The organism is Campylobacter helveticus (assembly GCF_002080395.1).
GTDB lineage: Bacteria > Campylobacterota > Campylobacteria > Campylobacterales > Campylobacteraceae > Campylobacter_D > Campylobacter_D helveticus.
Genome location: NZ_CP020478.1, coordinates 1,519,967 through 1,542,031, shown reverse-complemented (window position 1 = coordinate 1,542,031; position 22,065 = coordinate 1,519,967). Strand labels below are relative to the sequence as shown.

Sequence of the window (22,065 nt, the reverse complement as noted above, 5' to 3'; positions counted from 1 at the left end):
GAAATTTTTATAAAAGAGGGTAAATGCTAGATTTAAAAAGATTGCAAAATGACTTTGAGAGTGTGGTGCTTAAGCTTAAAAATAAAAAAGTTGATGAGGCTTTATTAAAAAATTTAAGTGAAATTTTTACACTTTTAAAAAAAGAAAGAGGGCTTTTAGAGGAATTTCAAGCCTTTCAAAATAAATTTAGCAAAGAGTTAGCAAATGCCGAAAATAAAGAAGAATTAAAACAAAAATTAAGTGAAAATAAGACAAAAATTTCTACGCAAAATCAAAAGGTAAAAGAGCTAGAAGAGAAACTTGAGGATTTGGCTTTTAAAATTCCAAATATCCCCGATGATGATGTTATTGTGGGGGCTGATGAAGATGAGAATTTAGAGCTTAAAAAGGTGCTAACCCCACCGCAATTTGATTTTGAGCCTAAGGAGCATTTTGAGCTTGGTGAGAAACTTGGTTGGCTTGATTTTGTGCGAGGGGTTAAGATAGCGCAGAGTCGTTTTTGTGTGCTTAAAAGTGAGGCGGCTTTACTTAACCGTGCTTTGATAAATTATATGATAGATTTTAACCGAACAAGAGGATTTGAATTAGTCAATGTGCCTTTTTTGGTTAATCAAGCTGCGATGTTTGGCACGGGACAACTGCCGAAATTTAGAGAAGATATGTATAAGATAGATGATGAGGATTTATATCTTATTTCCACTTCCGAAATCGCCCTAACAAATCTTTTTAGCGATGAAATTTTAAATGCGGAAAATTTACCCATCAAAATGACGGCTTATAGTGCGTGTTTTAGAAAAGAAGCTGGTAGTGCAGGACGCGATACAAGAGGCATTATAAGACAGCATCAGTTTGAAAAAGTTGAACTTGTAAGCATTACAAGCCCAGAGCAAAGCGAAAGCGTGTTTAATGAAATGTGTGAGTGTGCGAGTGATTTGCTTAGTTCGCTTGGTTTAGCACACCGCTTGATGATGCTTTGCACGGGAGATTTAGGCTTTAGTGCGGCTAAGACGATTGATTTAGAAGTTTGGTTGCCCGGACAAAATAAATATAGAGAAATTTCTTCTGTGTCAAATTGTCGCGATTTTCAAGCAAGAAGGGCGAAAATTCGCTATAAAAACGAGCAGGGTAAAAATGAGCTCGTGCATACGCTCAATGGCTCTTCTTTGGCAGTAGGTAGAACTTTAGTAGCGATTATGGAAAATTACCAAGATAAAGATGGTAAAGTGATTATCCCTGATGTCTTGCGAAAGTATTTTTGAGAAGTTAAATGGCTGAAGAAGTAATCCTTGAAAAACCCGAAGAAAAAAGGCTAGATGAAAGTTTAGATGGCTTTAGGGGTGAGGAGGGTGCAGCACCTGAGGGAGAGGAGTTAGCCACTTTACCCGATGAGCTTCCTAGTGAAAGTAGCACAGGCTTTAGCTTTACAAGGGAGGTGGCAAAGGAAGAGGAAAGCACCTTTTTTGAAGAAGATAAAGAAAAACCACAAGAATGGTATAAAGATAAAAGATTTATGTCTCTTGTGGGACTTTCTTTGACAATTATTTCTATTCTTATTTTTACACTTTTTTATCTTACTTTTAATGAGGGTAATATTAAGGCAGATTTTTTTGCCGATAAAGATGAAATTCAGCCTATAACGCCACTTGATGAGTCTTATGATTATAGTGATATGGCTAAGATTGATGGAATGATACAAAAGGCAAATGCACTCTATCTTAGGGGTGAAGTTGAGCAAGCCTTAGAGGTTTATGCGCAAGTTGCCGTTTATAACGAAGCACTTTCTAATTATAATTTAGGTGTCTCGCAGATGAACGAGGGCGATTTTTCTACTGCATTTGAGAGCTTTAAAAAGGCTATTTCTAACGGAGAAAATCAAAGTGTTTCTGCCATCAATGCTGCTGTTTGTGCATTAAAGCTTAATGATGAGGAGAAATTTCGTTATTATATAGGCTTGGCTGAGGTTTATTTGCCAAAGGAGGGCAAATCTAAGCTTTATGAGTATTATCTTAGTCTTATAAATTATTACAAAGGTTATTATCCAGAAGCCTTACAAATGCTTCAAAAAACCAAAATAGAGCCTTACACAGATACAGCAAAGTATCTTTCCGCAAAAATTTATGCCAAGATGGATTTTGATAAAAAGGCGATTAATGAGCTTACAACGCAGGGAAGTTTTGAATCAAGCCTTTCTTTAGGGTTGTTATATGCAAGGATAGGTGAGTATGATAAGGCTAGAAGAGCTTTGGAAACTGCGATGAAAATAGAAAGAGACTTTAATGCTAGTCTTTCGACTATCACGCTTGTGGATTTGAAAACGGGTAAATTTCAAGATATGCTAATGCGTCTTAATAGCGTTTATAAAGATGAGGCGATGAAGTATAAAATTTTGGAACATTATAAAATCAAAACCATACTTTCAAAAGAGCTTTTTGACATTAATTTAGCGCAAAAAAATTTTTCAAAAGATTTACTTAAAAATCCTAAAGACCAGTTTGATTTACTTTTTTATTTTGCGCCATATCAGGTCTTTGACAGCAAACAAGCAGCCCTTTATATTAAAAAGGCAAATATTACAGGTTTTGTAGATGATAATTTTAATACGGATAATTATTTGGCTGCCAGTCGGGCGCTTTCTTCGACAAATGTTAAAATTGCTAATATCATCAATCACGCTTTAAATCAGCGTTTAAGACAGGCAAATGCCGAATTTAAAGCTCTGCTAGAAACTTACCCAGAGCATAGTATTTTGCATTATAATCTCGCATTAACTTACGCTCAGTTACAAAATTACGACCTAGCCTACAAGCATTTTGCAAGTTCTTATCATCTTAATCCTAAAAATTATCAAGCGGGAGCTTTTGCTATGTTAAGCGCAAAGCTTAGTGGGGCGGATACGCATAAATTTTACAATGAAATCATAGAAAATATGGGTGTAGATGTGGAATTTAAGGCAAATATGGCAAAAAGTATGCTTTTTTTGGCAAATGCCGATTTTGTCGCTATGCTACCTTTTTTAGATGAGGTAAAACAAGACACGCCCCTTAGCCTTATTTTTGAAGCGATTATTGCTAAAAATAATGGTTTAAATCAGCAAGTGGGTGTTAAAATCGCCCAACTAAAGGCGAGTTTGCCAAACGATATAGTAAGTCAGATTTTGTATTTTAATTCGCTTAATGAAAATGTAAATATAAAAGAATACGCCCAAAACGCACAAATTCATTTTAAAAATTTGGGTTTTGATTATAGGGCTGTGTTTGGTGGAGCGGACATTGCTAGAGAGTATTATGTCGCATTAATGCACATTGCGGGGATTTTAAATTTGGAAAGGCAAAAATTTAAAGAATATCTCAATACAAATGCTGGGCAAAATGAGGGAGCGATTCAAACTTTAGCTTATTTGGATATTTTTGCTGGGCAGTTTGAGGAGGCTTATGCACTTTATAATATCTTGATTGACGAGTATCAAGTTAAAGATTCTCACACGCTTTTTTTAGCTGCTGTCGCTGCCACAGGAGCAAATAATCCAAACTCAGCCATAGCACTTTTGCAACTTGCTAAATTAAATGATAATACTAATAAAGAAAGCAAGGCTGCACTTGGATTTTTATACCACGAGGTGCAAAATTACGAACCAGCACTTTTGCAGTATAAAGCCTTGCCAAATGATTTTAAGAGTAAATTTTTTACTTTTGATTTAAGAAGATAGCGGAAGAATTTCTTGGATAATAAATTGAGGTGTGATGAGTCCTCTAAATTCATTTTTGGAAATATTTCCTATAAGAGAGATACTATCTTCTAAATTTGGCTCTTTGTCAAAATTAAAAAATAAAGCCTCTATGGTTCTATTTTCTTTAACCAAGATGAGTTTTAGATGTTTTTTCTCATTGCCTAAAAGTTTTTTGTTTTTGACCTTTAAATTTTGTAGAACGAAACAGGGGCGAGGATTTTTATGCCCAAAAGGCTCAAAGCTTTCTAAAATTTCAAGCATTTCAAAATCAATCTCACTCGGTTCTAGCACCCCTAGAATTTCTTCTGTTTCTAAAAATTCTTCTTTGTTAATTAAAGCACTTTCTTTTTGTATCAAACTCTTAAAATTTTCATAATCCTTAAGCTCTAAACTTAGTCCAGCAGCACCTTTATGTCCGCCATAGTTTTTTAGGTAGATATTTGCTTTGGATATTAAATTTAAAATGTCTATTTTACCTACGCTTCTGGCACTACCTTTTAAGTTATTTTCATTAATAGAAAAAACAAAAGAAGGTTTTTTAAAATGTTTTGCCAAGCGACTTGCTACGATACCAAGCACCCCTTCGTGCCATTTTTCTCCACCGACAATCACACAAGCATCATCTTCATCAACCTGCCTTAAACTCTCTTCGAAAAGCTGTTTTTCTTCATCTTTTCGACTTTCGTTAAAGCTTATGATTTGTTCTAAATAATTTAGAGCTTCATTAAAATCTTTAGTATGTAAAAATTTATAAGAAACACTCGCATCGTCCATTCTGCCAGCACTATTAATAAGTGGAGCAATTAAAAAGCTAATGTTATCGATGGCAAATTTATCTTTTTGATAATAGTGCTTTATCGCCTTAAAAGCTGCTCTTTTAGATTTATTAATGCACTCTATCCCTCTTCTTACTAAGGCTCTATTTAAGTCCCTAAGCTCCATCATATCAGCAATGATGGCTATAGCTAGAAGCTCTAAAAATTTACACATATCATATTTTAATTTACACACTTCTTTCAAAGCGGCGATTAAATACCAAGCTACCTGCGCTCCACAAATTTCAATGTCTGGAAATTCGCAATCTTTTTGCTTGGGATTGATAATGGCATAAGCATCCGGGAGAGTTTGTAAAGGTGTGTGATGGTCTGTGATGATTAGGTCTATCTTTTTTTCTTTGCAAAGTTTTGCTGCCTCTAGGGCGGCTATGCCATTATCAACCGTGATGATAACATCAACATTAAGTTCATTGATAATTTCTTCATTTAAGCCATATCCATCTTTAAAGCGGTTGGGAATTTTTACGACATAATCAAAACCTATATCGTCAAAAAATTCGCTCAAAATCACACAGGAAATAATCCCATCAACATCATAATCTCCAACAATAGCAACTTTTTCATTTTTCTCAATCGCTTCTTTAATGCGATGCGCTGCCTTATAGGCGTCCTTTAGGCAACAAGGCAGGGGTAAATCACAAAGCTTAGTATGCAAATCTTTTTCAAAACGCGCAGCTAAAATTTGCTTAATGTTCCTTTTAGTTATGATATTCATTTGCTGCCTTGATGAAACCTAAAATGACAGGATTAACCCTTTCAAGCCTTGAAGTAAATTCAGGGTGAAACTGCACGGCTAGGAAAAAATCGTGAGTTTTAAGTTCCACAGCTTCAATCAAGCCATCGCTTTCCCCGCTCACTATCAGCCCCTTGCTTTCATAATCTTTACGGAATTTAGGATTAGCCTCATAACGATGGCGATGGCGTTCTTTGACGCTTTTTTGATTATAAATTTTACTTAGCAGGGTATTTTCTTTTATTTTGCACTCATAAGCACCTAGCCTCATTGTGCCACCAAGTGGAGTTTTAGCGGTGCGAATTTGCTTTTTGCCATTATTATCTATAAATTCGTCAATGAGATAAACGACAGGATTTTTACAATTTGGCTCAAATTCGCTCGAATTGACATCTTCAAGTTTTAAAACATTTCTAGCAAATTCCACTAAAACAAGTTGCATACCAAGGCAAATGCCTAAAAATGGGATTTTGTGTTCTCTTGCGTAGGTGATGGCTTTAATTTTCCCCTCCACGCCTCTAAATCCAAACCCCCCAGCGACTAAAATTCCACTCACTTCCTTAAAGCTTTCTTCTAAATTTAAATTTTCAAGCTTTTCGCTATCTATCCAACGAATTTCTACCCTAGTATCTAGAGCAGCTCCTGCGTGGATAAGAGCTTCCGTGAGACTTTTATAGCTTTCTTTTAAATCGACATATTTGCCTACGAAGGCGATTTTCACTTCATTGCTAGGTGCGATGACTCTTTTGACTAAGCTATCCCAGTTTTGCATATCAGGCTTTAGGGCTTTGAGGTTTAAAATTTGACAAATGGGTGTTAAGATGTCTTGCTTTAAGAAATTAAGCGGAATTTGATAAATGCTAGCCGCATCCACGCTTTCTATCACGCAGTTTTTATCCACGCCGCAAGAAATGGCGATTTTATCCTTTAAATCCTTACCTAGCGACTTTTCACTTCTGCAAATTATCATATCAGGGCTTATACCTATGCGTCTAAGCTCTCCAACGCTGTGTTGAGTGGGCTTAGTTTTAAGCTCCCCTGCGGCTTTGATGAAAGGCACGAGGGTGAGGTGGATATTCATCGCGTTATTTTTACCTACTTCAAGCTTTAGGGCGCGTATAGCTTCTAAAAAGGGCAAACCCTCGATGTCGCCGACAGTGCCGCCGATTTCTACAATTAAAACATCTTTGCCCTCTCCAGCTTTAATAATCCTCTCTTTTATCTCGCCTACGATGTGAGGAATGACTTGTATGGTTTTACCAAGATACTCGCCGCGCCTTTCTTTTTCAATGACGCTTTGATAAACCTTGCCTGTGGTGAAATTATTATTTTGATTTAAATTTTCGTCCAAAAATCTTTCATAATGCCCCAAGTCCAAATCCGTCTCCGCTCCATCTTCTGTTACAAAAACTTCTCCGTGTTCAAAAGGACTCATTGTGCCAGGGTCCACATTGATATAAGGGTCGGCTTTTAAAATGCTTACCTTAAGCTTGGAATTTTTCAAAAGCGTAGCAATAGAGGCTGCTGCTATGCCTTTGCCAAGAGAGCTTAAAACCCCACCCGTTACGAAAATATATTTAGTTTGTTTCATTGATTTGCCTTATTTTTAGTGTAATTATAACGAGAAAAAACTTTTTGTTTTATTATTTAAAGTAAAATCACAGCATAACTTTTAAGGAAATAAAATGCACTTTACCCCCACGCAAGAAATGATTTTTGGGACAAATTTACAAGCTATCGAAGATGAATTTTTAAAAACAAAATTAAGTCAAATCAAAAGCACATCTTATACATTTATGCAAGGAAATGATGTTTTAGATATCAATTTAGAAAATGTTGGGGGGGGGGGGGGTAATAAGCTCTATTTAAACCCCTTAAGCGAAGTTCAAAGTAAGGCTGCTTTTTATCGGCAAAATTTCGCCCTTTATCCTGTGTTATTTTTTTACGGCGTAGGTAATGGAGTTTTACTCAAAATTCTTTTTCAAAATCCTACGCATAAACTTATTATTGTCTTTGAAAAGGAGCTTGAAATTTTATGGCACATCTTACATATTTTTGATTTTTCTAAAGAATTATTAGGGACTAAATTGCGTTTTTTTGACACTGCGAAATTTAGCGAAGCGGATTTTAACGCCCTTTGTGAGAGCTTGAATCTTTTTGCAAGAATTTATCGTTTAGAAATAATGTGTGGTTTTTATGAAAAATTTGGCGATGAGACAATTTTTTGAAAAAAGCACTTTGTGTTATGGTAATGACATCGACGATGCTTTAATGGGTCTTGAAAATTTCGTTTGCAACCTTCCTAAAATGCTTAATCACCCTAGTCTTAAAATGCTTCAAAAAAGCTATGTGAAAAATTGCAAAACTGCTATCATCGTAAGCACAGGTCCAAGCCTTACTAAGCAACTTTCTCTTTTAAAAGCTTATAGTGATAAAGCCGTTATTTTCGCAGCCGATAGTGCTTACCCTATACTTGCGAAAGAGGGCATTAAGCCAGATTTTGTTTTTATGCTAGAACGCATCGATGCAACTTTCTCTTTTAAAAGCTTATAGTGATAAAGCCGTTATTTTCGCAGCCGATAGTGCTTACCCTATACTTGCGAAAGAGGGCATTAAGCCAGATTTTGTTTTTATGCTAGAACGCATCGATTTAACAGCGGAATTTTTTAATAATGACTTTAAAGAATTTGATAAAGATATACTTTTTATCCTTGCTGCTGTTGTGCATCCTAATGCTATTAAGTATTTAGAAAAAAACAAGCGTTCTTACATCTTAGTTCCACGCTACTATGACTTTGCTTATTATTGTGATTTTAAGGAATTTGATTATATAGAAGATTGTCCTAGTGTGGCACATATGGCTTTTAATCTAGCTTGTGATTTAAAATTTGAGAATATCATTTTTATAGGGCAGGATTTAGCATTTGACAAACAGGGGAATTCGCATCCTAAAGATTATTTAAATTCTTCCACCTTTGAAAGTAATATGTATAAGAAGCTTAGTGCGGAGGCTTATGGAGGCAAGGGAGAAGTTGAGACTCACGGAATTTGGCTTTTATTTAAGCAAGTTTTGGAGCTTTTTATCACTAGGGCTTTAAAGAATGGGATAAGAGTATATAACGCTACTGAGGGTGGGGCGAGGATAAAAGGAGCGATAGAAAAGCCTTTTAGGGAGTGTTGCGAAGAGTTTTTAAATGAAAAATCACAAAAATTTTTGCCAAATTTAAAGCCTTTAAGTAAAAATAAGCAAGATGAGCTTTTATTAAAAGCTTTTGCAAAAGTTTTTAATGCGGTAAAAAATTGCGAAAAAGTGGAGGAAAGGCTTAAGGCGCTTTTTGGGAATTTAAATTATGAAAATTTAGATAATGAGGCTTTAAGAATTTTAAGCATTGAGCTTGATGATTTGAAAGAAAATATCCTTAAAACTAGGGCTTTACTTGAAATTTTGCGTCCTAGTTTGCATAGCTTTGAGCTTGAGTTTATGCAAATTTTTGTGTTGCAGCCTCAAAGTGAAGAGCAAAAAAGGCAAAAAATTCTAGCTTTAGTAAGGCTTTATTTGCGGTGGTTAAGTCTTGTTTTAGTTTCAATTAAGAGGCAAAAAAGCTCTCTTCAAAATAATCTTAAGCCGTTAGAAAACGAGCTAAAAAAGAGAAATTTGCTAGAGAAAATTACAAAATGGAAAGAAAAAGTAGCTAGAATTCGAAAAAAATTTTAAGGAAAATAATGCAAGTAACTCTACTTTTTCATACCCCTCTTAGTGTTTGTTCTCACGCCACACGCACTTGTTGGCAGAGTTTTGAAAAGGGCGATTGTGGTGGAGAAAAGGATAAAGAATTAATTGACAGAGTGGGAAATAAATTTAAACACGCTTCGACTTTGGAACATTTAAATTATAATTTTTATATCCAAGAAATTTCAAGGGCTTGTTTGCAAGAATTAGCCCGTCATAGGCATGCGAGTTTTAGTGTCAAAAGCACGCGCTATACCTTAAAAGAGCTTAGAAATGAAAGTGAATTTAAGGAAAATGATTTTGAAAACGCTAGGCGTTATTTGGTGCTTTGCGGTAATGAGGCGGTGGATAATGCTAGCATTAAAGCACTTGAAAATTTACGCGTGATTTTGCAAACAAGCATTAGTCTTGATTTGGCTAAATACTGCCTCCCTGAAAGCTATAAAACAGAACTTACCTTTAGCATTAATGCTAGAAGTTTGCAAAATTTCTTATCTTTGCGAAGTTCAAAATCGGCTTTATGGGAGATAAGGGCTTTAGCGAGGACTATGTTTGAAGCACTGCCTGATGAGCATCGCTTTATTTTTGAACACTGTATGCAAGATTAAAATTTTATAAATCGTAGTTTTTTTATCCTATTTTAATCAAAAAGCTGTCATAATCACTTTCAAGGTATATAAATATGAAAATATACCTTTCAAAATATAATTTCTCAAAGGACTTTTTATGAATCAGGAATTTTTTACTCACTTCTTACGATTTTCAAGTTGGCAAATTTTCGTCATTTTTGCTGTGCTTTTCGCTACATTTTTTACGCTTAAAAAGATGCGTGATAAGAAAATTAATTTTTCTTTAAGAATGCTTTTCGCACTTTTTATCGGTATTTTACTAGGCTTTATTTTGCAACATTTAGCCGCTTATCCTAGCGGTGATGAAGCTAAGAATATCATTTGGTTTAGCGAGGCGAAACATTGGTTTGGTTTTTTTAGTTCTGTTTTTGTAGCCTTCATTAAAATGCTTGTTATTCCTCTTATTTTTGCTTGTATCATTAAGGTCATTATAGAAATTAATCAAGACATTAAGGTTAGTTCTTTGATTGGCACTAGTCTTTTTTGGATACTTTTTAGCACAGCTTTAGCGGCTATTTTAGGTGTTAGTTTAGCACTTAATTTTGGCTTAGGCGAGGGTTTAAGTGTCAATGAAGGGACTAGACAAATTAGAGAAATCGCAACTTTCACAAGTATTTTACAAAATTTAATCCCTAGCAATATCGTTAATGCTATGAGTAAGGAAAATATCATTGCCATAGTTCTTTTTGCCTTTTTTATTGGACTTTGTGCGAAAAATATTAGTCAAAAAGAAGAATACGCACAGCCTTTTGAAAGCTTTCAAAAGCTTATTTTAAGTTTTTATGGCATTATGATGAATATGACAGCGACTGTGATTCGCTTTATGCCTTATGCGGTAGTTTGTATGATGGCAAATGTAATTCTAAGCAATGGCTTTGAAGCGATTAAGACAGCAGGACTTTTTATTATACTCACTTATGTGGCTATGATTTTAATGTTTGGAGTGCATTTTTTAATGCTACTTTCTCAAGGCTTAAATCCGTTGATTTATGCTAAAAAAGCCTTCCCTGTTTGGCTTTTTGCTTTTAGCTCTCGTTCAAGCGTTGCAACTTTACCCTTAAGTATCTCTACCCTACAAGAAAGACTTGGCGTATCCCCAGCCGTAGCTAATTTTGTGGCTTCTATTGGCACAACTACGGGACTTAATGGTTGTGCGGGTTATTTTCCTGCTATGGCAGCGGTCTTTGTAGCACATATATTAGGCGTGGAACTTGATTTTGGCTTTATTTTGATGATAGTTTTAGTGGCAATTCTTGGTTCTTTAGGCATAGCTGGAGTTCCTGGCAGTGCGACTATGGCAGCTTCGATAATGTTAGCGGGCATTGGTTTTGGGGATAATTTTATGCTTTTAAGTCTTGTTTTGGCGGTCGACCCTATTGTAGATATGGCAAGGACGGCGAGTAATGTCTCAGGGGCGATGACTTCAGCACTTTGCACGGCTAAGAATTTAAATGCTTTAGATAAAGAGACTTATTTCAAGTCCTAAATTTCGTTTTAAAACGCACGGCTTTAGTAAATTTTGCTAAAGCCTTTTTTTCCTTTTTTCCAAGTTTATAATAAATCACTTTTTCTAAATAAAATAAAATATCTTTTTTATTTATCTCTCTTGTTTTGGCGTAATTTTCCAGTATGTAGCTTGGAATTTTAATCCTTTTTTTTGCAAAAGGAAGTAAAATTTTTTTATAAAGTGCCTTTTTTTGTGTGCAAGAAAAACGCGCAAAAACAAAAGGCAAATTCGTCTTTTTGTGCCATACTTCGCATAGGTCTATGAAATTTTCTTTATTTTCTAAGTAAAGTTTTAATGCCTTATCGCCTATGACAACTTTGCCTTTTTGTTGTAAAATTGTAGCTAAAGCATTGGAACTTGCCGAGCTTGAATCTTTTTGATTTGGCGTTTTTTTCTCCACCAAAACACTTAAAACTTGTTTGTTGGCACAAATTCCAAGATTTAGATTTTGATATTTTGTTTTAACACTCTCTATGCTTGAAATGATAGCTGCGTCAATTTGCCTTTTGTAAAGGGCGCGGTTAAGCCTACTTGGGACGCCTTTTTTACGCTCAAAACTTGCCTTTATACCACTTGGTAGGGGGTATTTTTTAAGATAAATGTGGAGGGGCAGAAGATTGATGTAGTCAATCTTTCCAAAAATCATCATCTATCCTTGCAAACTTTGAAAATAGGCTTTTTCGTCAAATTCTTTTATTTTTGCCACCCCGTCTTTTACCGCAGCTTTTGCCACAGCCGTGCTAACAAGAGCTTTAACCCTCACATCAAAAGGTTTAGGTATGACATAGTTTTTGCCGAATTCTAAATGGCTGATTGCGTAGGCTTTTTTAACTTTCTCGCTAACAGGAAGTTTGGCTAAATCCGCCAAAGCTTTTGCGGCTGAAATTTTCATATTTTCTGTAATTTTACTCGCTCTAACATCAAGCGCACCGCGGAAGATAAAAGGAAAGCCTAAGACATTATTAATTTGATTAGCATAATCACTCCTACCCGTGCCGACTATGGCGTCTTTACGGATTTGATTGACGAGTTCCGGCATTACTTCAGGCACAGGATTTGCCAAAGCAAAAATAACAGGATTTTGTGCCATAGACTTTAACATTTCCTCATCGATAATATTAGGTTTTGAAAGTCCCAAAAATACATCAGCACCCCTCATAGCGTCCCTTAAAGTTCTTTCCTTTGTATCCCTTGCAAATTCAAGTTTTTCTATACCTAAATCCGCCCTATCTTTACTCACAACACCTTTGCTGTCGATTAAAACAATATTTTCAACGCCTAAATTTCTATACATTTTCGCACTGGCAATCCCTGCTGCTCCAGCCCCACTGATGACAACTTTGATATTTTTAAAGTTTTTATTGCTAATTTCCATAGCGTTCATTAAACCAGCAGTAGAGATAATAGCCGTGCCGTGCTGGTCATCGTGCATAACAGGAATGCCAAGCTCTTGCAAGGCTGCCTCTATGGCAAAGCATTTTGGTGCGGAGATATCCTCTAAATTAATCCCCCCAACACTCGGTGCTAAAGCCTTACAAAAGGCTACAATCTCTTCTACGCTATGTGCATTAATTTCTAGGTCAAAAGCGTCAATATTTGCAAATTTTTTAAATAAACACGCCTTTCCCTCCATCACGGGCTTACTAGCCATAGCGCCTATATTGCCTAGTCCAAGCACTGCCGAGCCATCGCTAACTACGGCGACTAAATTTGATTTGTTGGTATAAGTATAGGCTAAATTTTCATCTTTAGCGATTTCAAGGCAAGGCTCTGCGACACCGGGGCTATAGGCAAGGCTTAAATCATAGCTTGTATTTAAGGCTTTGCTAGGCTGTATGCTGATTTTACCGCCTAGGTGGTATTTAAGAGCTTCTTCTTTTAAATTCATTATTTTTCCTTATATTTCAAAAATGCCTGTATGCGTTCTTTACACTCTTTAACGCCTAAGAATTCTAAAACTTCAAATATGCTAGGACTTACTGCACCGCCTGTTAGGGCTATGCGTAGGGGCTGGGCTAAGTCTTTTAATTTTGCTTCGTTTTGCTCCAAGAAGTTGCTGGTAAATTCCTCAAATTCTTTTGCGTTATTTTGTGCGTTAAGGGAGTTGGCGAAGTTTTTTAACAAATTTAGATTGCTATCATTAACGAATTTTAAAATCGCAGTTTCATCGTAGCTTTTCGGTGCTTCTAAAATGCTTTTTGCTGAATTTATGATGTCAAGTAGGGTTTTTGCCCTTTCTCTTAATAAATCAAGCAAAAATCCCGCCTTTTGCACCTTACTTAAGTCAAAACCAAGTTCTTTAAGCTGAAAATTGATTTCTTCAAAAGGTAGGGTTTTGATATAATGAGCATTGAGCCATTCGAGCTTTTTAAAATTATAAGAGGAAGCACCTTTGTTGATGTGATGTGGGTCAAAAAGTTTTCTTAAATCTTCTAAAGAAAAAATTTCATCATCATTATGACTCCAACCCAAACGCACAAGAAAATTAAGCAAGGCTTGGGGTAAAATTCCCATATTTTTATATTCCATTACATCGGTTGCCCCGTGTCTTTTGGAGAGCTTTTTGCCGTCTTCTCCGTGTATCATTGCCACATGGAAAAATTTAGGGATTTTAAAGCCGAGTGCCTCATAAAGCACGATTTGTTTAGGAGTGTTTGAAAGATGGTCATCGCCTCTTATCACATCGCTTACTCCCATTAAGGCATCATCAATGACAACGCAAAAATTATAAGTTACACTTCCATCACTTCTTGCGATGATAAAGTCATCTAGTATATCTTCAGCCTTAAATTCCACCCTGCCTTTTATGCCATCTTTAAAGGTGATTTCTCCATTTTGCGGCGCTTTGATACGCACGACAGGAGCGATTCCTTGAGGGGGAGTGCCTTTAAAATCTCTATATCTACCATCATATTTTGGGCGTTCTTTTTTAGCTTCTTGACTTTGTCTTAATTCTTCTAGCTCTTCTTTTGACATATAGCAATAATATGCCTTGCCCTCATCAAGAAGTTTTTGAATATATTTTTTATAAATTTCACTTCTTTGTGATTGATATTCTACTTCGCCATCATAGTCCAAACCACACCATTTAAAGGCTTCAAGTATCGCCTCTGTGGCTTCTTTAGAATTTCTTTTCAAATCTGTATCTTCAATGCGAAGTAAAAATTTCCCCTTGTTTTTTCTTGCGTATAAATAGTTATAAAGTGCCGTTCTTAAACCCCCTATGTGTAGGTATCCAGTAGGGGAGGGGGCAAAACGCGTTGTGAGAATTTCTTGCATATTTAACCTTTAAATTTAATGCCGAAAATTATAATTGAAATTTCTTAATGTTAAGGGCATTTATTTTCTTAGTTTTGTTATAATCTGGCTTTATCACGCAAATAAAGGTTTTTTGATGAGAAAATTTTTGATGATTTTGTTATTTTTAGTGGGTGTTTTAAATGCAAAAGTGCTAAATTCTGTCGCTCTTATTGTAGAGAAAGAGCCTATTACAAATTATGATATAGAGCAAACGATGAAGGTTTTAAAAGTGCCAAGAGAGCAAGCTTTGGCGGTGCTTATTAATGAAAAAATGGAACTTTCTCAAATGAAGCAATTTGCCATTGTTGTTAATGAGCTTGAGGTTGATGCGGCTGTCTCTAAAATTCTTTCGCAAAATAAAATGAATTTGGAGCAGTTTAAAAATTCTTTAAAAGCTAGAGGGCAAAGCTATGAGCTTTTCCGCCATAATCTTAAAAAGGATTTAGAAAAAAGAAAGCTTTATGAAAAAATAGCCAGTATGAATAAGACGGATTTTAGCGAGGAAAGTGCAAAGAATTTTTTTGAAGAAAATAAAGAAAAATTTATCCTTTACACCTCTATCGATGTTAAAATTTACCGCTCTAATCAACAAGATATTTTAGAGAAAATGAAAGCGGAAAAAAAGGTTGCATTAAAGGGTGAAAATGTGAATTTAAATGTCAATAATGCCGACCCAAGACTTTTAGCTCTTTTATCTCAACTTAAAATCGGTGAATTTTCCTCTGTGTTAAATTCTAGAAATGGTTTCGAGCTTTATGAGGTAAGGGCGAAAAGCGGAGCAAATGTCCCTGAATTTGAGCAAATCAAAGATAGCGTGATGAATGTTTATTTTAACGAACAAAGACAAAATTATATTCAAGACTATTTTGATAAACTTCGTTCTAAATTAAATATAGAATACCTTAAGAATTAATCTTAAGGTATTATTTAAGCTTGATTTAAAAATTCCAAAGCCATCAAGGCGTCCCCTTGCATCAGGACCTTTAAATTTTCATCATCCCAGCAAAAGGTGCTGCTATGATGTCTGGTAGGATTTTTCAGATCCTTAGAAATTCCCACAAAAATGTAAGCCCCCTTCCTCGCCTGCGTGAGGTAGGCAAAGTCCTCCGCCCCCATCGTAGGCTTGGCGTCGCTTATCACATTGTCCTCGCCCAAAACCTTCGCAAAGGCCCTCCTTGCAAGCAGAGCCATTTTCGCGTCATTGATGAGGGGAGGATATTCTCTTTTATAATCCAGTCTAAATTCTCCGCCAAATTCTAAAGCGACAGCCTTGGCGGTATTTTCGATAGCTTTTTGTAAAAGAGCTTGATTTTCCTCGCTTAGAAAACGCACAGTTCCGCTTAAAAGGGCATTTTGTGGGATAACATTAAAGGTTGTTCCTGCGTGGATGCTTCCTATGGTTATCACACCTGCATCTACAGGTCTTAAGCGTCTTGAAATAGCACATTGAATATCACTGATGAATTTCGCCGCCATCACGATGGGATCTATCGTAGTGTGAGGATGCGCGCCGTGTCCGCCCCTGCCGATGAATTCTAGGTCAAAAACATCCACCCCCGCCATCATCTCCCCGCTCATGATTTGCGCCGTATTTTCCAGACCCTCACCCCACAAATGACAGCCAAAAACCGCATCCACCTTAGGATTTTCCAAAATCCCCGCCTCTATCATGGGCTTGGCTCCCCCACTGCCCTCCTCAGCAGGTTGAAACATAAATTTCACACTCCCACTAAATTCGCTTTTTAGCTCGTTTAAGATCAGCAAGGCCCCCATCAGTCCCGCACTATGTCCATCGTGTCCGCAAGCGTGCATTTTGCCCTTTATCTTGGAAGCGTAGGGCAAATTTGTCTCTTCTTGCACGGGCAAAGCGTCCATATCTGCTCTTAAAAGCACACATTTTTTATGGGCGTTTAATTCTCCATCAATCTGTGCTAAAATGCCCGTTTTGGCGATGTTTCTTTTGTATTTTATCTTATATTTGTCTAAAATTTCGCAAAGTAAATTTGCTGTATTTTCCTCTTCAAATTCAAGCTCAGGGTGCATATGTATAGCGTGTCTAAGCTCCACTATATCAGCATAGTATTTTTGCGTAAGGTTTTCAATCTTGCTTAAAATTTGTTGCATCATCAAGCTCCTCTTCATATCCACCATTTTCGGCATTTTCTATGTCTTTATTTTGCCCGGCTTCAGCTTCCATTTTAAAGATTTCTTCCTCGCCACTTCTAACTAAATTCGAGTCAATTTTAGAAAATTTACCCTCTTTTTTGCCCGGATATTCTACTTTCGAAAGGATAAAGCGTATAAGATTAAGTCTTGCTTTTTTCTTATCGTTTGAATCGATAATCGTCCAAGGACAAGCCTCTGTGTTAGATGCTAAGAGCATAGAGTATTTTGCTATGGTGTATTTGCCCCATAATTCTTGTGATTTTTGATCAACTGGAGAAAGTTTGTATTGTTTAAGAGGATTTTTAAGGCGTTCTTTAAAGCGTTTTTGTTGTTGTTTTTTGGAGACGGAAAGATAAATTTTAAAAAACATTACTCCACTTTTATGTATCATATGTTCAAAAAGCGGCACTTCTCTTAAAAATTGCTCGTGTTGTTCTGGGGTGCAAAAGCCCATTACATATTCAACTCCGGCTCTATTATACCAAGAGCGGTCAAAGATGACGATTTCGCCTGCTGATGGCAAGTGATTTACATAGCGTTGAAAATACCACTGCGTTTGTTCTACGGCATTTGGTTTTCCAAGTGCGACCGTGCGACAACCTCTAGGATTTAAATGCTCAGTTAGCCTTTTAATGCTCCCTCCCTTACCTGCACCATCGCGTCCTTCTAAAATGATGAGAATTTTTAAGCCTTGAGCTTTGACATGATTTTGAAATTTCAAAAGCTCGATTTGAAGATTTTCCAAGTCTTTTTCATATTTTAAGGTGCTTTTTTTTACCTTGACTTCTACATACTCTTCTTCGTTGTGTTCTTTTGACATCTTAACTCCTTTGTGGGTGTTTAGTTTAAATTTACCATAATAACTTAGAATTAAGCTTAAAAATCATTACTTATAAGGTAAAAATGCGATTTATTGTCCTAGCCTTGCTTTTTTTGCAATTTTCTTTTGCTAATGTTTTGAGTGTTAAAGAAGCCTTTAAGCTTGACATTTTCTCTAGTGAGCAAGCCTTGCTTTTGAAATTTGATATAGCGGATAAAACTTTTCTTTATCATAATCAACTTAAAATTAAAATTGACGATAAGGATGTCTCAGCTTTTTTAAATTACCCGCAAGGGGAAATTAAGCAAAATCAAAAGGTTTATTTGCACTCCCTTGAAATCGCTTTATCAAATTTGATGTTAAATGATTATGTTAAAAATACTTCCAAATTGACACTTTCTTATCAAGGTTGTTCAAATGATGGTTTATGTTATGCTCCGCAAAAGCGTGAATTTACACTTTATAAAAAGGGTAAAATTTATGAAGTAACTTCATATCAAAAAACGCAAAGCGAAGAAGAGCAAATCGCCTTTTCTTTGAAAAGTGAGAATTTGGCTTTTGTTTTGTTTAGTTTTTTTACTTATGGACTTTTGCTTTCTTTAACCCCTTGCACTCTGCCGATGATTCCCATCTTATCTTCCATCATTGTTGCAAAAAATACAGAAAAACCGAGTAAAAAAACGGCATTTTTACTTTCTTTCATTTATGTTTTTTCTATGTCTTTAGCTTATGCTTTAGCGGGGGTTTTGGCTAGTTTTTTGGGGGCGAGTGTTCAAGCGTTTTTACAGCAAACTTGGCTTTTGATAGGCTTTTCTTTACTTTTTGTTTTCTTTGCTTTTGTGTGTTTTAGTAATGTTAATTTTGAGTTGCCTAAAGCTTTGCAAAGCTTCATCCAGCAAAAGACAAATAAAAGAAAAGGTGTTGTGGGCGTTGCGTTAATGGGCTTTTTATCTGCTCTTATCGTAGGTCCTTGCGTGGCGGCTCCTTTGGCTGGAGCTTTGCTTTATCTTGCAAATTCAGGTTCGCCTTTACTAGGGGCAATGGCACTTTTCGTGCTAAGTTTTGGTATGGGTGTGCCTTTGCTTTTTGTGGGGCTTGGACTTGGTTTTTTAAAACCCGGATTTTGGATGGATAAGATTAAAATTTTCTTTGGTTTTGTAATGCTTGCTATGGCACTTTGGATACTTTCTCGTGTCGTGCCTTTGAATTACATACTTATAGCCTATGGTATTTTGGGCGTATTTTTTGTCGTTTTTATGGGACTTTTTGACACAGCTTTTAATGTGATACAAAAAATTAAAAAAGCTCTTTTGATTTTAGTTTTAACTTATAGCCTAATGCTTTTTGTTGGGGGTGTTTTGGGGGCAAAATCGTTTTCTAGTCCTCTAAATTTAAGTGCAAAAGAGACAAAAAAACAAGGTTTAGTTTTTAAAGAATTGCAAGATTTAAACCAAATCAAAGAAAAAATAAAAAATGAAGAGAAAGTTTTGCTTTATTTTACGGCTTCTTGGTGTGAGTATTGTAAGCTTTTAGATTCAAAAGTTTTTAAGGACGAGAGGGTTGTTTCTAGCTTTGCGGATTATGAAAAAATTAAAATTGATGTGAGTGAAAATAGCCCTACGCAGCTTAAAATAATGAAAGAATTTGAGGTTTTTGCTCCGCCCGTTCTTATCTTTTTTCATCGTGGCGAAAGACAGGAAAAAATCACAGGCTATATTGAGGCAGATATGCTTTTAAAAAAGGATTTGTGAGAATGCTTTTAGTTAGTATGCAGGTGGGAAAGATTAAAGATTACAAGAAATTTAAAAGTGCTTTCATTAAGGATATTTATCTACAAAATGCCTTTGTAGGAATTTTAGGCTTTAGTGAAAATGAAATAGCCGATATGAAAAATCACGGAGGTTCGCAAAAGGCTGTTTTTGCGAATGCTATAAGTCATTATGAAATTTGGGAAAAATTTCTAGGAAAAAAGCTTAATTATGGAGCTATGGGAGAAAATTTAAGCTTGAGTGGAGTTGATGAAAAAAGTGTTTGTGTGGGAGATATCCATCGTTTAGGAAGTGTCATTTTGCAAGTGAGTGAGCCACGCTTACCCTGTGTAAAAATTTCAAAAGTTCATCAAAAAAGTGATTTTTGTGCAGAAATTTTTGAAAGCGGGTTAAGCGGGTGGTATTATAGAGTTTTGCAAGAGGGGACTTGCAAAGTGGGCGAAAAACTTGAAATTTTGGAAAAAAATTCGGCAAAACTTAGCATTATGGACTTAAATCGATTTTTTTACAAACCTAAAGACTTTTTGAGTCAAAATTTAAATTTTAAAGAGAAAATAGAAAAACTTAGAGACATTTTGAGTCAAAACTGGCAAAAAAGTATTGATTTAAGGCTTAAAAATCAATATGATATGAGTTATATGCAAAAATTATAAAAGGATAAAGCAATGCAAAGACAAACTTGGAGTAATACCCTAACCTACATTTTAACAGTTGCAGGTGCAACCATAGGCTTTGGAGCGACTTGGCGTTTTCCTTACTTGGTGGGAGAAAATGGCGGTGGAGCTTATGTTTTGGCTTTTTGCATTGCTATGATTTTCATTGGAATTCCTGTGATTTTGGTTGAAAATGTTATCGGTAGAAAATCGATGAAAAATAGCGTCGATGCTTTTAAAGGAAAATGGCAGAGTGTAGGCTATATGGGGCTTTTGGGGAGCTTTGGGATAATGGCTTATTATATGGTGCTTGGAGGGTTTGTTTTGGTCTATATTTTTTCTTTGCTATTTGGAAATTTTGACCTTGCAAATCCTGTTAGTAAAGAATATACCCACGAATTTTACACGCAAAATATTGCCCTTAATCCTCTTGGGATAGGAATTTTCACAACGATTTTTGTGATAGTTAATTATATTATTTTAAGGCGTGGAATTATCGATGGGATTGAAAAATCTGTGAAATTCTTAATGCCTATGCTTTTTATTTGCCTTGTTTTAGTTGTGGGGAGAAATTTAAGTCTTGATGGTGCTATGGAGGGGATAAGATTTTATCTTTTGCCTGATTTTTCAAAACTTAGCCCCAAACTTTTCATCGATGTTTTGGGGCAGGTATTTTTCGCCCTTTCGCTTGGTTTTGGTGTGATGATAACGCTTTCTTCCCATCTTAATAAAAAAGAAAATATGATAAAAACAGCCGTTTATACGGGAGTTCTAAACACTCTCATTGCTGTTTTAGCTGGATTTATGATATTTCCTGCACTTTTTTCGGCACATTTAGAGCCCGATAAAGGTCCGTCTTTAGTGTTTGAGACCTTACCCATAGCTTTTTCTTATATCCATTTTGGCACTCTCATTTGTGCTTTGTTTTTTGTGCTTTTACTAATCGCCGCACTTACGACTAGTTTGCCTATTTATCAGGTAATTATTAGCGTTTTGGAAGAAAAATTTAAGCTTAAGAAAAATACGGCTATTAACCTTACTTTAGGCGTGATTTTTGTTTTGGGAAATTTACCTTGCATTTTGACCTATGGACCTTTAAGTGATGTAGTTTTGATAAAGGGCAAAAACATTTTTGATACTTTTGATTTTGTTAGTGGAAATGTACTTTTTGTTTTGACGGCATTTTTGTGCTGTATTTATGTGGGTTGGGTGCTAAAAAAAGAAGAGTGTCTAAAAGAACTTTCAAATGAGGGTAAATTAAAAAGTATGTGGCTTGGCGTGTGGTTTTATTATGTTAAATTTGTCGTGCCTTTGATAATCCTCGTGATTTTTTATTTTGGTATGATTAATTAAACTTTTTAAATTGATACCTTAAAAGCATACTTTCATTACCCAAAGTGCCACCTTGATGAATGTAGAGGATGTTCTTAAGTTTATCTTTATGATGCATTAGGGTGCTAAAACCAACCATATCATAAAGCAAGTCAAATTCTACCCCACATTCTTGCTTTAAAGCCTTATAAAGGGTGTAAAATTCCTTGTAAGGCTTGGCAAAATGATATTTCTTTGGGGGTTCTAAAATGAAAAGATTAGAAAAATCTTCCTTTGAGTTAAGCTTTAAAATTTGCTTTTTTAGATAAGCACTTCCTCCCACACAAGCACAGGTAAAAACTCTAAATTCGCTATGTTTTGCTAGGAAAGTTGCTGAAGTGCCTGTGCCTGAGGGTAGGAAAATATCAAATTTTACACCAAGCTCTTTGGAGTGTTCTTTTAATTCTTTCGCAAGTTCCATATAGCCAAGTTCGGCATTTTGATTTGCGATACCCTCTTCGATAAATATATCGTTTTTTTCACATAAACTTAATGCCATCTCCCTATGGCTTGAAAAATGTAAATTTTCTAAAATTTCTGCATTATTTTGAAGAGCAAAGGCGTAGTTTCCGCAAGGATTTTGTTTTAAAAAATTTGAAATTTTTTCACATACAAATATGAATTTATAATTTTTTGCAAAAATGCTAAGGGCGGCTAGGGCATTACTTTGAGAGCCTCCATAGCTTATAAAGCGTTGATTTTTAGGATAGTTTTGTTTGAGATAAAAGCTTAATTTTCTTGCCTTATTACCATTAAGCTCACCTAGCAAATCATCGCGTTTGAGATAAAACTCAAGCCCTATAAAATGAAGCTTTTCGAGCATA

General features: G+C 35.6%; 19 protein-coding genes. 11 read left to right on the top strand and 8 right to left on the bottom strand.

Annotated features, from left to right (window positions below; all coding sequences use genetic code 11):
- Nucleotides 1–23 precede the first annotated feature (23 nt).
- Both serS and pflB read left to right on the top strand, forming a co-directional pair.
- Entirely contained in the window at nt 24–1,259 is a 1,236-nt protein-coding gene (gene serS / locus CHELV3228_RS08120; RefSeq protein ID WP_082200509.1) for a serine--tRNA ligase, read from the top strand.
- Nucleotides 1,260–1,267: 8 nt separating this feature from the next.
- Nucleotides 1,268–3,706, top strand: a complete 2,439-nt coding sequence (pflB, locus tag CHELV3228_RS08115; protein ID WP_082200508.1) for a motility protein PflB — start codon at nt 1,268–1,270, stop codon at nt 3,704–3,706.
- Here the strand turns inward: pflB and recJ are convergent.
- The gene (gene recJ, locus CHELV3228_RS08110) at nt 3,695–5,278 is read right to left on the bottom strand and encodes a single-stranded-DNA-specific exonuclease RecJ (RefSeq protein ID WP_082200507.1); all 1,584 of its coding nucleotides are present in this window, start codon (nt 5,276–5,278) and stop codon (nt 3,695–3,697) included. The two genes, pflB and recJ, sit on opposite strands and share 12 nt — an antisense overlap.
- The gene (locus CHELV3228_RS08105; protein WP_082200506.1) at nt 5,262–6,887 is read right to left on the bottom strand and encodes a CTP synthase; all 1,626 of its coding nucleotides are present in this window, start codon (nt 6,885–6,887) and stop codon (nt 5,262–5,264) included. Before CHELV3228_RS08105 ends, recJ begins: the two co-directional genes overlap by 17 nt.
- Nucleotides 6,888–6,981: 94 nt before the next feature.
- Here CHELV3228_RS08105 and CHELV3228_RS08100 point away from each other — a divergent pair, with 94 nt between their 5' ends.
- The 5 genes from CHELV3228_RS08100 (at nt 6,982) to CHELV3228_RS08080 (ending at nt 11,141) form a co-directional block, all read left to right on the top strand.
- On the top strand, nt 6,982–7,524 hold the full coding sequence (locus CHELV3228_RS08100; RefSeq protein WP_082200505.1) for a motility associated factor glycosyltransferase family protein: 543 nt from the start codon (nt 6,982–6,984) through the stop codon (nt 7,522–7,524).
- Nucleotides 7,508–7,849, top strand: coding sequence for a 6-hydroxymethylpterin diphosphokinase MptE-like protein (locus CHELV3228_RS08095; protein ID WP_159445015.1), 342 nt, complete (start codon nt 7,508–7,510; stop codon nt 7,847–7,849). The genes CHELV3228_RS08100 and CHELV3228_RS08095 overlap by 17 nt, the downstream gene beginning before the upstream one ends.
- The gene (locus tag CHELV3228_RS08090) at nt 7,821–9,011 is read left to right on the top strand and encodes a motility associated factor glycosyltransferase family protein (RefSeq protein ID WP_082200503.1); all 1,191 of its coding nucleotides are present in this window, start codon (nt 7,821–7,823) and stop codon (nt 9,009–9,011) included. The genes CHELV3228_RS08095 and CHELV3228_RS08090 overlap by 29 nt, the downstream gene beginning before the upstream one ends.
- Nucleotides 9,012–9,019: 8 nt before the next feature.
- Nucleotides 9,020–9,634, top strand: a complete 615-nt coding sequence (gene thyX, locus CHELV3228_RS08085) for an FAD-dependent thymidylate synthase (RefSeq protein ID WP_082200502.1) — start codon at nt 9,020–9,022, stop codon at nt 9,632–9,634.
- A gap of 118 nt (nt 9,635–9,752) precedes the next feature.
- Nucleotides 9,753–11,141, top strand: a complete 1,389-nt coding sequence (locus CHELV3228_RS08080; RefSeq protein WP_082200501.1) for a cation:dicarboxylate symporter family transporter — start codon at nt 9,753–9,755, stop codon at nt 11,139–11,141.
- On the opposite strand, the gene CHELV3228_RS08075 is transcribed toward CHELV3228_RS08080, so the two are convergent.
- The 3 genes from CHELV3228_RS08075 to gltX are packed head-to-tail and all read right to left on the bottom strand — an operon-like array spanning nt 11,131 to nt 14,441.
- Nucleotides 11,131–11,808, bottom strand: coding sequence for an MqnA/MqnD/SBP family protein (locus tag CHELV3228_RS08075; RefSeq protein ID WP_082200500.1), 678 nt, complete (start codon nt 11,806–11,808; stop codon nt 11,131–11,133). The two genes, CHELV3228_RS08080 and CHELV3228_RS08075, sit on opposite strands and share 11 nt — an antisense overlap.
- A 3-nt stretch (nt 11,809–11,811) precedes the next feature.
- Nucleotides 11,812–13,050, bottom strand: a complete 1,239-nt coding sequence (locus CHELV3228_RS08070) for a malic enzyme-like NAD(P)-binding protein (protein WP_082200499.1) — start codon at nt 13,048–13,050, stop codon at nt 11,812–11,814.
- The gene (gene gltX, locus CHELV3228_RS08065) at nt 13,050–14,441 is read right to left on the bottom strand and encodes a glutamate--tRNA ligase (RefSeq protein ID WP_082200498.1); all 1,392 of its coding nucleotides are present in this window, start codon (nt 14,439–14,441) and stop codon (nt 13,050–13,052) included. The genes CHELV3228_RS08070 and gltX overlap by 1 nt, the downstream gene beginning before the upstream one ends.
- Nucleotides 14,442–14,556: 115 nt before the next feature.
- Here gltX and CHELV3228_RS08060 point away from each other — a divergent pair, with 115 nt between their 5' ends.
- Nucleotides 14,557–15,375 (top strand): peptidylprolyl isomerase, encoded by an 819-nt coding sequence (locus CHELV3228_RS08060; RefSeq protein ID WP_082200497.1) that lies wholly within the window; start codon nt 14,557–14,559, stop codon nt 15,373–15,375.
- A gap of 14 nt (nt 15,376–15,389) precedes the next feature.
- Here CHELV3228_RS08060 and CHELV3228_RS08055 read toward each other — a convergent pair whose 3' ends face one another.
- Entirely contained in the window at nt 15,390–16,586 is a 1,197-nt protein-coding gene (locus tag CHELV3228_RS08055; protein ID WP_082200785.1) for a M20 metallopeptidase family protein, read from the bottom strand.
- Nucleotides 16,561–17,448: a polyphosphate kinase 2 gene (ppk2, locus tag CHELV3228_RS08050; RefSeq protein ID WP_082200496.1), complete on the bottom strand. Its 888-nt coding sequence runs from the start codon at nt 17,446–17,448 to the stop codon at nt 16,561–16,563. Before ppk2 ends, CHELV3228_RS08055 begins: the two co-directional genes overlap by 26 nt.
- 83 nt (nt 17,449–17,531) lie before the next feature.
- Between ppk2 and dsbD the strand changes: the two genes are divergently transcribed.
- The 3 genes from dsbD to CHELV3228_RS08035 are packed head-to-tail and all read left to right on the top strand — an operon-like array spanning nt 17,532 to nt 21,223.
- Complete coding sequence (gene dsbD / locus CHELV3228_RS08045) at nt 17,532–19,199, top strand: protein-disulfide reductase DsbD (protein ID WP_082200495.1); 1,668 nt, start codon at nt 17,532–17,534, stop codon at nt 19,197–19,199.
- Between the two features lie 2 nt (nt 19,200–19,201).
- A complete protein-coding gene (locus CHELV3228_RS08040; RefSeq protein ID WP_082200494.1) occupies nt 19,202–19,870 on the top strand; it encodes an MOSC domain-containing protein in 669 nt (222 codons plus the stop codon).
- A gap of 12 nt (nt 19,871–19,882) precedes the next feature.
- Nucleotides 19,883–21,223 carry a sodium-dependent transporter gene (locus tag CHELV3228_RS08035; RefSeq protein WP_082200493.1) on the top strand — a complete coding sequence of 447 codons (1,341 nt, stop codon included), beginning with the start codon at nt 19,883–19,885 and terminating at the stop codon, nt 21,221–21,223.
- Here the strand turns inward: CHELV3228_RS08035 and CHELV3228_RS08030 are convergent.
- The gene (locus CHELV3228_RS08030) at nt 21,216–22,064 is read right to left on the bottom strand and encodes a 1-aminocyclopropane-1-carboxylate deaminase/D-cysteine desulfhydrase (protein ID WP_082200492.1); all 849 of its coding nucleotides are present in this window, start codon (nt 22,062–22,064) and stop codon (nt 21,216–21,218) included. The two genes, CHELV3228_RS08035 and CHELV3228_RS08030, sit on opposite strands and share 8 nt — an antisense overlap.
- Nucleotide 22,065: the final 1 nt, after the last annotated feature.